This window comes from Streptomyces sp. NPDC096079, assembly GCF_040303145.1.
Lineage (GTDB): Bacteria > Actinomycetota > Actinomycetes > Streptomycetales > Streptomycetaceae > Streptomyces.
In genome coordinates, this window is record NZ_JBEOST010000006.1 from 14,894 (window position 1) to 30,209 (window position 15,316).

Here is a 15,316-nt window from a genome sequence, read left to right on the forward strand (position 1 = left end):
CTCACAGCACGTCAGATCCAGCCCCGGCGGGCCGCGACGACACCGGCCTGGAAGCGGTTCACCGCGCCCAGAAGGTCGTGGAGGCGGCTCATGCGCCGACGCATGGTGCGGATCGACCAGCCGAGCTGCCGGGCTATGGCCTCGTCCTTGAGACCGCTGACCAGCAGGGTGAGCACCAGGCGATCCTCCTCGTCGAGCGGGTCCTCCGCGGGGGCGTCGAGCGGCAGGGCCTGCTTCCAGCACAGCTCCCAGTAGTCGGTGAGGGCGTCCAGCAGGGTGGACGGCCGGATGACCGCCGCGCGCACGCCGTCGAGGTCCAGAGAGAGCGGCATCAGCGCCAGCCGACGGTCCGCGATGGCCAGTTTGATCCGCAGTCCCGGCATCACCCGGGCCTGCTCGCCGCGGCGTACGAGCCCGCGGATGTCCTCGAGCACCCCCGGCCACTCCAGCGCCTCGGGGGCGTAGACCGCGCGGTAGCGCACACCGCGCCCCAACGCCGTGCTCTCCACCGGGTTGGAGGTGGTCAGCGCGTACGGTGGCCGGTCCAGCGTCATGACGTCCTCGCGCGCCTCCTGCTGGAGGCGGACGAACCAACGGCCGAGCGCCTCGCGACCGGTGGTGATCTCCACTTCCTCCTCTCCCGCGGTGCCGGCCTGTGCCGCCGCGAAGAGACGGGACAGCTCGTCCGCCGCCGAACGGACCCGCTCCAACTCCGCTGTCCTGTTGCGTACCAGGGACTCGACCGCGGCTCCCGGCTCGATCGCCGCGTACCGGCGGCGGGCCCCGGCGAGCCGTCCGACCAGGCCGTGGTCGTGCAGCCGGTCCAGGGCCCTGGCGGCACGGAGGGGGGAGCAGCCGAGGTCGGCGGCGAGCTCCGCCGGGGCCGCCGTACGCCGGGTCAACACGGCTCGGTAGACGCTCTCGTCGAACGGATCGATGCCTGCCGCGGTGAGCTCGTTCGTCATATGCGGATCCTGGCCCACCTGTGCCAGGTGCAGCAATGGGCCATCAAGATCCGCTGTACGGAGCGTGACTTCGGCGCTAGGACTTCTCCCCATGGCCAAGAACCCAAGAAGAAGCCGACGCCTGGTGGCCGCGACGGTCACCACCGTCGCGCTGGCCGGGACGCTCACCGCGACACCCGGCACCGCGACCGCGAAGTCGTCCGACCCGAACCAGCGGGTCATCGTCGAGCTGTCCGGAGACGCCGCCGTGGCTGCCGCCCCCGGCGGCTCGCTCACCTCTCTGACCGCCGGCACCACCTCCGCCGTCGGCGAGGCCCGACGGGCCCTGGCGGCACGGCAGGACGCCTTCGTCGGGGCCGTACGGCAAGCAGGGCTGCACCCGGCCGCACCTCGCCGACTCGGTCTGCTCGTCAACGCCGTGGCGATGACGGTTCCCGCCTCCGAGAGGGCGCGGCTGGCCGCGCTCCCGGGCGTCGTCGCCGTCCGGCCCGACACCCGGATCCAGGTGCGCACGGACGTCAGCGTCCCGCTGACCGGCGCGCCCGAGGTCTGGAAGCGCGAGGACCCGGCCGGGGTGAAGGCCACCGGCAAGGGCACTGTCGTGGCGGTCCTGGACAGCGGTGTGGACTACGGCCACCCCGACCTGGGCGGCGGCTTCGGCGAGGGGCACAAGGTCGTCGGCGGCTTCGACTTCGCCAATGGCGACGACGACCCGATGGACGACAACGGCCACGGCACCCACGTCGCCGGCATCATCGCGGGCAGGGCGGCCAAGGAGGGCGGCGTCACCGGCATGGCGCCCGACGCCCGCCTGCTCGCCTACAAGGTCACCGGCGCCGACGGCAGCGGCTACACCTCCGACATCATCGCCGGCATCGAGGCCGCGGCCGATCCGGGCAACCCCCACCGGGCCGACGTCATCAACATGAGCCTGGGCGGCCCCGGTGACGGCACCGACCCCCTGGGCCGCGCGGCGACCGCCGCCGTGCGGGCCGGAGTGGTCGTCGTCGCGGCGGCGGGCAACGAAGGACCCGGCAGCGGCACCGTCGGCACACCGGCTGCGGCCGACGGCGTCATCGCGGTCGGCGCCTCCACCAGCGGGCTGCGGGTCCCCAGCGCGTACCTGGCGGGCAAGGAGCCCGAACTGATCCAGACGTACCGGGGCGTCCTGTCCGCGAATCCGCCCCCGAAGCCGGTCACCGCGCCACTCGTGGACGTCGGCGCGGGCACCGCAGAGGACTGGAAGCGGGTCGGGGACGTACGGGGCAAGATCCTTCGGGCCGACATGCTCGTCGCCCCCAGTACGGACGTCCTGAGCCAGAGCGACATCGACTGGGCACGCGAAGCCGAGGAACGCGGCGCGCTCGCCGTGCTCGGCGGCCTCCCGGTCCAGGACGGACCCGTGTTCACCGCCAGCCGGGGAACCGTCGGGGCCCGGGAGACCCCCGCCCGCCCCGACCTCACCCGCACCGCCGCCTCCGGCGACTCGCTGCGCATGGACAGCCTGGTCGTCATGGGCATCGACGCGACCCAGTACACCCAGCTGAGCCGTGAACTGGCCGCCGGAAAGGTGTCCGTCACCCTGCGCGGCACCGACTCCACCGACGAGATCGCCTCCTTCTCGTCGCGCGGACCCGGTACCGGCTTCGGACTCAAACCCGACCTGGTCGCACCCGGCGTGGAGATCCGCTCCGCGATCCCCACGTCGATGTACGCACCCGGTGTCTACCGCATGTCGGGCACCTCGATGGCGAGCCCGCACGTCGCCGGAGCCGCCGCCCTGCTGCGCCAACTCCGTCCCGACCAGGACCCCGACGGGATCAGGTCCGCGCTCGTCGGCACCGCGAAGGAGCTCGCCGGCACCGGCCCCACCGTGCAGGGCAACGGACGGCTCGACGTGGCCGCCGCGGCGTCGGCCACCCTCACCGCCTCTCCGACGAGCGTGTCGTTCGGCCTCGCCGACCTGGCGGACCGGATCGTCGGCGGCACCGCGAAGGTGCGCCTGTCCAACCCCGGCGGAAAGCCACTGACCGTCACCCTCGGCAGTACCGGGCCCACCACCGTGTCCCCGCCCCGGGTGACCGTCCCCGCCGGCGGGTCCGCAACCGTCGAGGTCACCCTGCGCGCCGACCGCCCGGCCACCGATACGGAGATCAGCGGCCGGATCACGGCCACCCCCGCGCGAGGCCCTGCCCTCCGGGTGCCCTACCTGCTCGTCGTCCGGCACCTGGTCGTCCAGGCGTCCCCCGACCCGAGCGACGGCCGCTCCACCGTGCACATCGCCGCCCCGGCAGCCCTGAACGCGCCGCCGGAGATCAGGGTCACGCCGCCGCACGGCAAGGCCTTCACGCTGCCCACCACCATGAACGGCGCCGGCTACTACCAGGCCGACGTGACCGGGAGGGCCTCCGGCGCCTACCGGCTGGCCGTGCGGGCCACCACCACCGACGGCCGGCGGATCACCGGAACCGGTGCCTTCGAGGTCACCCCCGCCGGCAGCCGCGGCGACCGCTGGGAGCCCATCGGCCCGAACAGCGAGGCCGGTCACGTCGCGCTCTCGCCCGGCCGGCCGAAGCAGGCCGTCGTGACCCAGTTCCGGAAGGCGGCCCCCTGGCTGACCACCGACGGCGGCGCCCACTGGCGCCAGGTGGGCAGGCTGCCGATCGCCGACGGCAACGGCACCGGAGCGGTCGTCATCGACGCCCGCCGCCCCGATCGCTGGTGGTACGCCGTGAACACGGCCGCCGACCCCACCCGCCGCGGCACGATCCTGCGTACCGACGACAACGGCCGCAGCTGGCGCAAGCTCGACGTCCCCGACGCGCACATCGACGAGTTCGTCGCGGACGAGCAGACCCGTACCCTCGCCGCGATCATCGACGGCACGATGCTGGTCAGCACGGACGCGGGCGACAGCTGGGCGGCGTACCCCATCGGCGTGACCGGTGACGTCCGCGACGCGACCCTCGTCGGCGACACCCTGTACCTGGCGACCTTCGACAGCGTCTGGCGGATCGACGGCGTCGGCAAGGGCGACCCGGGAAGGGCGCAGCTCGTCCTCGACGAGCCCGTGAACACCGTCCGCGGCCTGGCCGCCGACTCCACCGTGGTGGCGGCCTACGTCCCCGGTACGGGCGTCCGCGGCTCCTACGACAAGGGCCGCACCTGGTCCACCCTGCTGCCCCTGCCGGAGGGCGGCAACGGACTGTCCGCCTCCGGCGGCGACCTGTACCTGCGCGCGCTGTTCGGCGCCGGACAGGTGAGCCACGACCACGGCAGGACCTGGAAGCCCGTGCCCGCCCCCTCGAAGGCCGCCATCGCGATGGACTACGACCGCTGGGCCGACGGCTCGGTGACCGTGTCCAGCGAACAGGACGGTCTGTACCGCGGCTCCGCCGACGGCACCGGATACCGGAGGATCGGCGTCCAGGGCCTGACCACGTACGCCCTCGCGGCCAGCGGCGACCGGCTGCTCGCCGGAACGGTGAGCGGCACCTACCGCACCGCGATTCCCGTCGCGGGCCCCGAGTGGGGTCAGAGCGGGGCGGAGGGCATGACCGGTCGTCTCACCTCGCACATCGCCGTCTCGCCGAAGGACTCCACGGTGGTGTGGCAGGTGCGGCGCACCGCGACCGGTCTCTTCGAGGTCTCCCGCAGCGGTGACGCCGGCCGGACCTGGCAGGTGAAGGGCACGTCGTCGGAGATCCCGACCTCGATCCTGGTGCATCCGGCCGACCCGAACCGGGTGGCGATCAGCTTCAGGAGCATCTTCGGCCACGGGCTGTTCTCGACGTCCGACGGCGGCAGGACGTGGAAGAACCTCTTCCACGAGAGGTCCTTCGACGCCATGGCGGGTGACCCGCGCGACCCGCGGCGCCTCTGGCTCGGCAACGCCTCGGGCCTCTACCGTTCGGACGACGGCGGCATCACCAAGACCAAGGTCGCCGAGGGCCCCGTCTCCGCGATCGTGAGGGACGGCCGACGCCTGGTCGTCGGTGGCTCGTCCGTCCGGGTCAGCACCGACGACGGCAGGACGTTCCGCACCGCCGACACCGGCCCGCTCGCGGTCCACGTCTCGGACCTGCTGCGAGTGAACGGAGCGCTCTACGCGGCCACCGCCGGCTCGACCGCGTCCGGACTCGTCCAGGGCGGCCGGGGCGTACTGCGCAGCACCGACAACGGCCTCACCTGGGAGAACATTTCGAGCGGCCTGCAGAACACCGACACCACCAAGCTGGCCGCCGCCCCCGACGGCCGCACGCTCTACGTCGGCGCGGTCGACGGCGGGGTACACCGCCTGAAGCTGCGCCGCTGACCCACGACGCGTGTGACCGCACGACCGGCGCGAGCGTCGACCCGACCCGGAACTCCCGGGCCCGGTCGACGCTCGCACCCGTTCCAGACGGCCGCAGGCCCCCGATGTGGCCAACACCGGGAACGAAGCCGCCGAGCAGGGTCGGGATGGCCCCTTCCTCATTCCGAACGGATCCGCACGGGGGCGTCGTTCGCGTCCCACGCGGGCCGGCCTCGCACATCGAATGGTCTCGTCACCGGCAAGAATCCCTCTGCCGCAGTCATCGCCGTGCTGCATTACCTCCTCGATCATCCGGTCGTGAATGAGGCACCGGAGATCGATCGACAGAAAGTTGCTCAGGCAGTACAAGTCGCACTTCCTCATGGCAGTAGCCGCACAGGGATACCGAGCGACGAAACTCGCGCATCCGAACCTTCGCCCATGGCTCGATATGGGCAATCTGCACCGGACTGCGACGACAAGTCGGGATGGCGCAGCGGTGCCCTGCTTCGGCAAGGACAGCCCGGAATTGCGCGAGTATTCCGCAACTGAGGATCCGTCAAAGCGACGCCGGAGAACGGTAGTTATCCCGTATGCCCCCTGATCGCACGACAGGTCAGCTTTATGGATCTTGAATTGGCCGCCCCGGAGTGTAGGGTGGATCCACATGGAATTCAGCAGGTCCGGGGGGCTCGTGCGGCCTGTATCGCAACTCATGCGAGTGTTGACGCTCGGCGTGCAGCTATCGCTCGGATGCGAACGATCCCCTCGGCTTGGGTGAAATCAAAGGAAGCCGTCTTCCTGTCTTTGGGGTTGACCCCATTCGGGCGGTACCTGTTCATCTGACGAGGAGGGGGACCCCGCGCGATGGTTGGGTTCCCACCTCTGCTTCCGCGCGATGAACCAACCGGCACTCTCGATACCTCAACTTCCGCCCCCCGTCGTGGAGGTGCTGCCCGTTTCGCACGGGGCCGGCATGACCGTTCTTGTCGCTACGCACGATCTGGCAGTGGTTCAGTAGGGCGAACGAACAATCTGGCGGAGTCGAGTACCGGCATGCGGCAGCGTCCCGCACGGTCATGGGTCATGCGGATCGACGAGCGTTTCAGCGCCCTGAGCGCGACGGAATTGACCACCGAGGACTTTACAAAAGACCACACAGGGTATGTGGAACTCGTATTTCCAACTGATGGAAAGCAGCGGGTAGTGCCGGCGGTCTTGGACCCCGCTCGTCCCCAGTACTTCAGGGCCATGGCCCCGCCGGATCCGAGGGGCCCGAGGAGCAAGGCGCATCACCACTCGGTTCCTCACGGAACCGATCGCCCGGGACCGGACGCCCGTCGTCCCTTCCATGACGGTGACCACCGCGCCCTCCATCGGCCTGGCGACTGGTCTGCCGCCCGGTCTGTATCGGGCTTGGAGAGCCTCCCGCAGCAAGCCGGTTGAGGCGCTGCGCCGCTGAGCCCAAGGAGCGCGGCCGGCCTGCGCCACGCACGTGGACCACCTCACGTCACGGAGAGAAGGAAGACCCATGCACGTCCTCAGGCGAACGACCGTCGCCACCACTGTCATGCTCGCGGCAATCTCGCTCGGTGCCTGTTCCTCGTCCGGATCGGCCTCCGACTCGGGCGCCGGATCGGCCTCCGGCTCGGCGAAGGACACGGCGCCGATCGATCGAGCCAACTGGCCGGCGGAGGTTCCCACTTCCGGGTTGGTCAAGGGCCTGGAGCTGCCGCTTGAGTCCTACCTGCCCTCCTACGCGGACCAGGTCGTCGTCGACACCGCGCTGCGCACCCTGCAGACGCGGTGCATGTCCGAGTACGGGCTGACCGTCGACCTGCCGCGTCCCGGCGCGAACCCGCCGCCCTACAGCAACGCCGTCTCGATCGAGCGGCGTTACGGCCTCAGCGACCGCGCACAGGCGCAGAAGTACGGGTACGGGCTGCCGAAGGAGCTGACCCGGAGCCTCGAATCCGTCGAGGGGGGGCTCTCGGGCATCGAGGTGGAGGTCCTGACCGGGCGGAAGAAGCGCGAGTCCGCCCCGCCCAAGGGCGGCACGGGCAGCGTCGGCCAGTTCGGCACGGTCCCGGAGCCCGCGCGCGCCGAGCACAACGGAAAGAAGCTGCACGAGGGCGGCTGCGCCGGCTGGTCGAAGCGGCGGCTCAAGGTGAACGAGGGGGATGCGGGCTTCGTCTCCGGGCTCGCCACGACAAGCCTCTCCGAGTCCCGGCCCTCGAAGCCGGTCGAGAAGGCCCTCAAGAGCTGGTCGGCCTGCATGAAGGAGAAGGGCCGCAAGGCCGCCGATCCGTACCGGGCGATGGAGCAGGGCTACGCCGACGGCGACGGCACCACCAAGAACGCGATCGAGCTCGCGCTGGACGACATCGACTGCAAGGAGCAGACCCGTCTGATCGCGGTCTGGTTCAAGGAGGAGTCGGCCGTCCAGAAGCGGCTGATCGAAGAGAACAAGGACCAGCTCGCCGCCGTCAAGAAGCGCATGGGCGAGGTCCTTGCGGCCGCGAAGGCAGTCAAGTAACCAGAGAAGGAACAGAGTTGAGACAGATATCCATTCGTCTGCGCGTGCCGGTCACCCTCGCGGTGACCACCGCGCTGGCGATACCGCTGAGCCTGCCCGCGCAGGCCGAGGCACCAAAGCCCCCCAAGGGCGCGGCACAAGGGTGGAGCGACACCACCCAGCAGCAGAAGAAGCTCCCCCCGAAGCCCTCCGCGATCCCCGCGAAGGACCGCGCCGCTCTGCTCGGCAAGGGCTACGAGAAGTCCGCGGACACCGCCGTCACCACGACCGGTGACGGCACCGGCTTCCACCTCCTTGCGGGCAAGGAGAAGGACGGCTACCAACTCCGCACGGTGGCCAGTCTGTTCGAGGACGGTTTCGCCTCGGACACCTGGATCGGCAACCACTGCGTCACCGAGTCCGGCAAGTACGCGGCCGTCTCGTACGCGCCGCGGATGTTCACCAACAAGCCCGAGCTGATGGTGCGCGGTGCCTTCACCGCGGTGGTCGACCTGACCTCGGGCAAGGTCACCAAGCTGCCGTTCCAGTCGTCGCTCGCCTACTTCTCGCCCGGCTGCGGCCAGGGCGATCAGGCGGTGTTCACCCAGCTCAGCCATGACGGCGACGCCAAGCAGCAGACCCGTCTGATCACCGTCGACGCGGCCACCGGCAAGGTGTCGAAGCCGGTCGCGTTCGCCGGTCAGGTCACCTCGGCGATCCCCACCCGCGAGGGCATCGTCGCCGCCCACGGCAACAAGCTGGTGCGGATCAACGGCACGGCCGAGAAGACCCTGGCGTCCACCACCGCGGTGCCGTTCCAGATCACCGCCGACGCCGACGGCGGCGTCACCTTCATCGACCGCGAGTTGGAGAAGAAGGCGTCCGTCAAGCCGGCCGCCTGGGCCAAGCACCTGGACCGTACGAAGGTGAGGCAGGGCAGGAAGACCGAGCCCGTCACCGTCGCCTCCGGCGGGCTGTACGCCTGGGACCTGACCCGCTCGGCGCGCGGCGAGGTGTTCGTCACCGGTGACGCCACGTCCAAGGCCCTGCCCAAGCGGGTGCACAACCCCGGCAGGCTCCCCAAGGGCGCGGCGATCTCCAGCCACGCCCAGGCGGCCCTGACCACCACCTGGTCCGATGGGAAGACCACCCTGGTCAACCCGGAGGACGCCGCCAAGCCGCGCTCCGCCCGTACGGCCCTGCGCATGCTGGACTCGGGCAAGTCCGTCACCCTCGACCTGCGCCCCGGAGCGCACCGCGTGGGCGACGAGGCACAGGGGCACGCCCTGTCCCCCGCCCTGCCCACCGGCGGCCCGGTCGAGTCCGGCCCGGACACGGGCAGGAAGAGCACCGACGGCCTGTCCACGCAGAGCGTCCGTACCCAGGCCCTCACCGCGCAGACCGACGACCCGAGCGAAGGCACCGGGGAACGCTACTGCGCGGTGGCCCGCAACGACGTGAAGAAGCAGGCGTTCCAGCCCACTCCGCGCCAGGTCGAATGGGCCGTGGACCAGGCCGTCGTCGGTGAGCTGAACTTCTACCGCGACAGCAACTGGAAGAACACCGGCATCGCCGGCGGCTACCAGCCCCAGGGCCTGTTCCCGCCGACCGTGCTCGCGGGTGACCCCAACGGCAAGCTCGACAACGAGGACCCGGCCGTCACCGACAAGTGGCACATTCCCGCACAGGTGATGCTCGGCATCACCGCGCAGGAATCCAACATGTGGCAGGCCACCCGCTTCGCCGTGCCCGGTGTCACCGCCAACTCGCTGATCGGCAACTACTACGGCGTCGACTACGCCGCCTCGGGCGAGCAGCTCGACCCGTGGCGCATCAACTGGGCCGATGCCGACTGCGGTTACGGCATCACCCAGGCCACCGACGGAATGCGGCTGGCGGGCAAGACCAAGCCGGGCGAGACCGCTCTGTCGACGGTCGCGCAGGAAGCCGTCGCCCTCGACTACACGGCGAACGTCGCCGCCGGTGTGCGCATCCTGTCCGAGAAGTGGAACCAGACCTACAACGCCGGCATGAAGATCAACGGCGGCCACCCCAAGTGGATCGAGAACTGGTTCTTCGCCCTCTGGGCGTACAACTCCGGCTTCTACGACACCGCCGACTCCGCGGGGCACTCGGGCGTGGGCTGGACGAACAACCCGGCCAACCCGCTGTGGAAGGCCAACCGGGTGCCGTTCCTGCAGCACGCCACCGACACCTCCAAGGACGACTACAGCCACGCCGCGCACCCGCAGGACTGGCCGTACGAGGAGAAGGTGATCGGCTGGGCGGCGCGCCCGATCTCGGCGATGTTCGCTCCCGGTGACTTCCAGGCGGGCTACAAGGGCGCATGGTGGAACAGCAACGCGGACCGCGCGAGCGCCAAGCCTCCGATCGACCTGTTCTGCAACGCGTCGAACAACTGCAACCCGGCCAAGATCGGCGACAACGACTCCAACGACCAGGGCCAGGGTGCCTGCACCCTGGACGCGGGCAACAGCAAGACCAACCCGCACTGGCTGCACTGCTGGTGGAACCAGCCGGTCACCGAGGCGCAGTGGAAGAACTGCACCACGGGGGCCAAGTGCGGCAACGGCGTGCACCGCTTCTCGACGTCCTACGGCGAGCAGCCGGATGCCGGCTCCTACCCGCCGAACTGCGCCACCACGGCTCTGCCCGCCAACGCCCTGGTGGTCGACGACGTGGCGGACGGGACCATACCCGCCGGCGTGGACGCCAAGCGGGGATGCGGGGCGGTGAAGTCGAGCGGCACGTTCAACTTCACGTACGTCCCGTGGGACACCCAGATGGATCTCACCAACGACGGTACGGACAACCCGACCACCGTCACCACGTATCCGGGGAAGATCGACACGCATCAGATCGGTGCGGGCTACGGAAACCACTTCTGGTTCACGCACACCCGCTCGCCCGAGTCGGACCCGGCCGCCGCCGAGCGTCTGAAGGTGACCGGCACGTGGAAGCTGAACGCTCCGCTGACCAACACCACGCGCCAGGCGAAGATCTTCGCGCACATACCCGACCACGGGGCGCAGACCGCCAACGCCGTGTACCGGATGCAGACCCCCGAAGGGGAAGTGGAGGCGACGATCTCGCAGACGGCGAACCAGGCCAACAAGTGGGTGGACCTGGGTGCCTACGAATTCGGTGACCAGATCCCCGAGGTGAGGCTCGACAACTTCAACGGCGGCGACGGGTCGGCGGACATCGCCTTCGACGCGGTGGCGTTCGTCCCGGGCACGTACGAAGGCCAGGCGCTGACCGGCAGTATGAAGGCCGACCCGACCGCTCCGGATCCTGCGCCGGTCGAGCCGGAGGAGGACATCACCAACGGCACCTTCTCCGCGGCCCGCAGCTCCTCGGCGAAGACCGCCACGGTGGCGTCGAGGGCGATGGCCGCCACGACCACCGCGACGTGCTCGACGATCAACCACAACCTCGCCCGCAAGCGCACCACCGCCTGTATCCACAGCGACTACGGGATGACGGAGTACTCGAACACCGTCCCGGTCGTCCCGCTGGGGAGCGCGAGTTTCGACCTCTACATGACGTACTACCTCGACCCGAAGAGCGACGCGTTCTCGCAGGTCGCCGAAATCCGGCTGAAGTCGATGGACGGTTCGGTGAACTCCGCCACCTTCGACTTCGCGGCCAAGTGCCGAGGTTACTGCGACGTCACCAGCGTCGACTGGAACGGGTCGAAGACCTTCGCCAAGGGCGACACGCTCCGGCGGACCGTGACCACGCGGTTCAAGTGGTCGCCCAGTGGCGCCGCCACCAAGAACTCGATCATGCCGTACCTGTCTCTCGGCGGTAGGGTCAACAGCACTTCGGTCGTGAATCCGTCCGAATTCGAGAGCGCCAAGCTGAACATCCGCTGCGACAAGGAGGTCGTCAACGCGGGTACCGGCTGTGTGTTCTCCGGCTACAAGCCGACATATGTCATGAACTCCAAGAAGTTCCCCGGGGCCGCGGCACACATCGACATGATGTGGCGCAAGACCAACGTCAAGTGGGGCAACAGCAACGGTGGACAGCCGCTCACCTACCTGGACAACAAGCTGTCCGCCGACGGCACCGGCAAGACGCAGCAGTACCGCAACCGTCAGGTCATCTGCGGCAGAAAGTGGACGAAGTACCGGGGCACCGGCCTGTTCAGCGACTTGTGGACCCTGGACGCGGGCGAGCCGCGTACCGACGTGGAGAGCTGCGACGAGTTCGCCTTCGCCAACGCCCACCAGAGCGCCGGAAACCTCCACAGCACCACCAGCCCGCACGTCGGCTACAGCGGGGCGGAATGCGTACAGACCTATGTCAAGCGCAACCAGGACGACACCATGACGCTCCGCCTGCGCCCGGATGCCACGGCACCGACGTGGAAGGAGCTCTGCGGCCGGTCCTCGATGTCGAACTGGCAGAACACCCAGTCGATGCAGCCGTTCGGCGGGTTCGTCAAGGAACAGCGCCTGATGGAGGACGACGACTACTGGGTCGACCTCGACGGATTCACCGCGCCCACTCCGTAACCGGATCATGAGCAGTGCCCCCCGGCCGATCTTCGGTTCCGGGGGGCACTTCCGTTTCGCGGCCTCGCAGCCTCACGACCAGACAAGTCGCCCTTCGGCAACGGAACAGACCGGATAGTCCCCCGCGCCGATCCTGGTCAGCATCTCCGCCACGGTGTCGAAGTAGTCAGCCAGTGACGCGTACTCGCCGGTGACCGTGGGCGCACCCACGAACCATCTGCCGATGCGTCCGTCCCTCGCGTCGATGAACTGTCCCATCCAGCCGTCACGGTCCGACTGGAACGGGATCCACTCCTTGCGCCATTCGTCCCCACCGGACAAGGGGTGGTTCGCGTAGAGCTTCTCCATCGCCCGGATGCCCAGAAAGAAGCTGCCCTCGTCCGGGAACCCGTCGTAACCGCAGCAGGCGACGTCGTCGTCCACCTCGTCCTCGGGCAGATCCAGGTTGTTCTGCAGCAGCCACGCCCGCAGGTCCTGGGGCAAGGGGACACCCATGCGCTCCTCGGCGGCCACGAGTGTCCGCTCGGGGGCCGGGCCGGGCAGGTCCGCGTGATCGGCCGGAGCATACTCCCGGAGGAGCTCCATGACGCGGGACCAGCTCTCCACCGCACTCATTCCCCGCTGCCCCTCTCTGCACGGATTCGCCAGGCCACTCGACAGGCTCACCTACTGTAGCCGGACCCCCGCGCCTGCACCGGCGCCTGGATCACGGATTCCGGTCCCCGCCGCGTGGGGCCGCTCGGCTCTCGGTGGCGCCGGACGGACCCGGTGAGGGCTCGCCCGCCGCGAGGTGCTCCAGGACCTCCGCCAGTTCCTCGCAGGCGCGGCGCACCGACCGGCGGGTCGCACGCTGCTCGGTGATGACGGAGGCGAGCAGCAGGGCGGTCAGGGCGGCGGAACCGTTGAACGCCTGGAGCTTGGCCATGATCTCGACGTCCGTGAGGTGGAGGAACGCGCCCTGTCCGGAAGTCGCCTCGAAGGTGGCGAGCACGGAGGCGAAGAGCGCGCACAGCATGCTTCCGGCGAGCTGGAAGCGGAGCGCCGCCCAGATCAGCAGGGGGAAGACGAGGAACAGCATGCTCATCGGGCTGAGCACGGCCATCGGCATGAGGACCAGGGTCGCCAGCCCCAGAAAGACCGCCTCCTTCCACCGCCGTGCCCGGAGCCGTCCGTGCGGCCCCGCGAGGACGAGCAGGAGCGGGGCGACGAGCAGCACGCCCATCGTGTCGCCCACCCACCAGGCCAGCCAGACGGGCCAGAACTCGCTCTCGTCCAGGGAGCTCTTCGCCACCTGGAGTCCGACCCCCGCGGTGGCGCTGATCATCATGGCGCCGAAACCGCCGAGGAAGACCAGGGAGAGTCCGTCCCGCAGCCGCGCCATGTCGCGCCGGAAGCCGGCCAGTCTCAACAGGAGGAAGGCACACAGTGGCGCGACGGTGTTGCTGACCACGGTGACCACGGTGGTGGGCCCCGGAGTGGTGAGGGAGGCGATGACGAGGAAGGAGCCGAGGGCGATCCCGGGCCAGACCCGCGCGCCGAGCAGCAGCAGGGCGGCGACGGCGACGCCAGTGGGAGGCCAGATGGGGGTGACCACCACGCCTTCGACGACGAGGCGTCCCATCAGGCCGAGCCGTCCGGCCGCGTAGTAGCACACCGCCACGGCCAGCGACATCAGAGCCGTCTCGGTAGAGGACCGGTACTGCCGAGTATCCAACACGTCAGCCATCAGACACCGGCCGGGCCGCTACGACCGGGCAAGGCCCCTGCGTGTCGGGCGCCGCCGTCCGGCACGGGCCCGGGCCGGTCCGAGGACCGACCCGGCCCGAGGCGAGCCCCCGCCCCTCACTCCTCGGCCGTCGTCCGGGCCGGACCGCCGTCATGGCCGACGACCAGGACGGCCGCGTCGTCCTCGTGCCCCACCGTGGCCGCCAGCTTCATGACGGCGGTGGCGAGCGCGTCGACGTCCATCCCGGCGACGGCGGTGATCCCGGCGAGGCGCGTCACCCGGTCCAGACCCTCGTCGACGTGGAGGGAGGGCCCCTCCACCACCCCGTCGGTCAGGAGGACGAAGACACCGTCGGAGGTGAGCCGGTGGCGCGTGGCCGGGTAGTCGACGCCGCGCAGCACACCGAGTGGAGGCCCGCCCTCGCTGTCGTCGATGCCGGAGCGGCCGTCGGTGGTGGCCCAGATGTGGGGGATGTGACCGGCCCGGGCACAATCCAGGGTGCCGGCAGCGGGGTCGAGCCGCAGGAAGGTACAGGTGGCGAAGAGGTCGGCGCCCAGAGAGATGAGCAGGTCGTTGGTGCGACCGAGCAGCTCTCCCGGGTCTCCGGTGACGGAGGCCAGCGCGCGCAGTGCCACACGGACCTGTCCCATGAAGGCGGCGGCCTCGATGTTGTGTCCCTGCACGTCACCGATGGACATGCCGATCTGCCCGCCGGGCAGGGAGAAGGCGTCGTACCAGTCACCGCCGACGTTGAGCCCGTGGTTGGCGGGCTCGTAGCGGACGGCCAGCCGGGCGCCCGGAATACTGGGCAGTTCCGACGGCAGCATGTCGCGTTGCAGGGCCACGGCGAGCTCGACACGGGAACGCTGCGTCTCGGCCAGCTCCCGCGCCCTGGCGGTCAGCGACCCGAGCCGGACCAGAAGGTCCTCGCTCGTGTCGGCCGGCCGTCTGCGGAACATCGATCACTCCGACGTCACGACAATCCTCGCTTTGCTTCGTCCCGGTCTCCAGTACGCGGGACCACAGGGGACCACCTCGGTACGAACAGGTCCTTCCCCACTCTGCCCGGAGGGGACGGCGTCCGCATCTCATCGGCGCAGAACGCGGCGGATTCCGGTGTGATCACCCCACACCGCCGGAACGAGCAGCGGTTTCGGCGAGATCGTCGGCATCGCCCTGCCCCTGACCTGCGTCCGGACCGAGCAGGCCGATGCCGCGCGAATCAACGCGTTCTCCATCACCCTGTGTGCCGACCGAGACGAGCCGGCCGCG

At 69.9% G+C, this 15,316-nt stretch carries 7 protein-coding genes; 3 read left to right on the forward strand and 4 right to left on the reverse strand.

Translation table 11 applies throughout. From position 1 onward, the window contains the following. Window positions 1–11: 11 nt before the first annotated feature. Window positions 12–965, reverse strand: coding sequence for a helix-turn-helix domain-containing protein (locus ABTY59_RS14370; RefSeq protein ID WP_352019237.1), 954 nt, complete (start codon window positions 963–965; stop codon window positions 12–14). Window positions 966–1,056: 91 nt separating this feature from the next. Between ABTY59_RS14370 and ABTY59_RS14375 the strand changes: the two genes are divergently transcribed. The 3 genes from ABTY59_RS14375 (at window position 1,057) to ABTY59_RS14390 (ending at window position 12,318) form a co-directional block, all read left to right on the forward strand. Next, window positions 1,057–5,280, forward strand: a complete 4,224-nt coding sequence (locus ABTY59_RS14375) for a S8 family serine peptidase (protein ID WP_352019238.1) — start codon at window positions 1,057–1,059, stop codon at window positions 5,278–5,280. A gap of 1,510 nt (window positions 5,281–6,790) precedes the next feature. Then, complete coding sequence (locus tag ABTY59_RS14385; RefSeq protein WP_352019239.1) at window positions 6,791–7,795, forward strand: hypothetical protein; 1,005 nt, start codon at window positions 6,791–6,793, stop codon at window positions 7,793–7,795. Window positions 7,796–7,812: 17 nt separating this feature from the next. Continuing rightward, a complete protein-coding gene (locus tag ABTY59_RS14390) occupies window positions 7,813–12,318 on the forward strand; it encodes a hypothetical protein (protein ID WP_352019240.1) in 4,506 nt (1,501 codons plus the stop codon). A 72-nt stretch (window positions 12,319–12,390) separates the two neighbouring features. Here the strand turns inward: ABTY59_RS14390 and ABTY59_RS14395 are convergent, their stop codons facing one another. The 3 genes from ABTY59_RS14395 to ABTY59_RS14405 form a co-directional block, all read right to left on the reverse strand. Next, a complete protein-coding gene (locus tag ABTY59_RS14395) occupies window positions 12,391–12,933 on the reverse strand; it encodes an SMI1/KNR4 family protein (RefSeq protein WP_352019241.1) in 543 nt (180 codons plus the stop codon). A gap of 91 nt (window positions 12,934–13,024) precedes the next feature. Continuing rightward, entirely contained in the window at window positions 13,025–13,990 is a 966-nt protein-coding gene (locus ABTY59_RS14400) for an MASE1 domain-containing protein (RefSeq protein ID WP_352019242.1), read from the reverse strand. A 170-nt stretch (window positions 13,991–14,160) separates the two neighbouring features. Then, complete coding sequence (locus ABTY59_RS14405) at window positions 14,161–15,003, reverse strand: PP2C family protein-serine/threonine phosphatase (protein ID WP_352019243.1); 843 nt, start codon at window positions 15,001–15,003, stop codon at window positions 14,161–14,163. Between the last annotated feature and the right edge of the window lie 313 nt (window positions 15,004–15,316).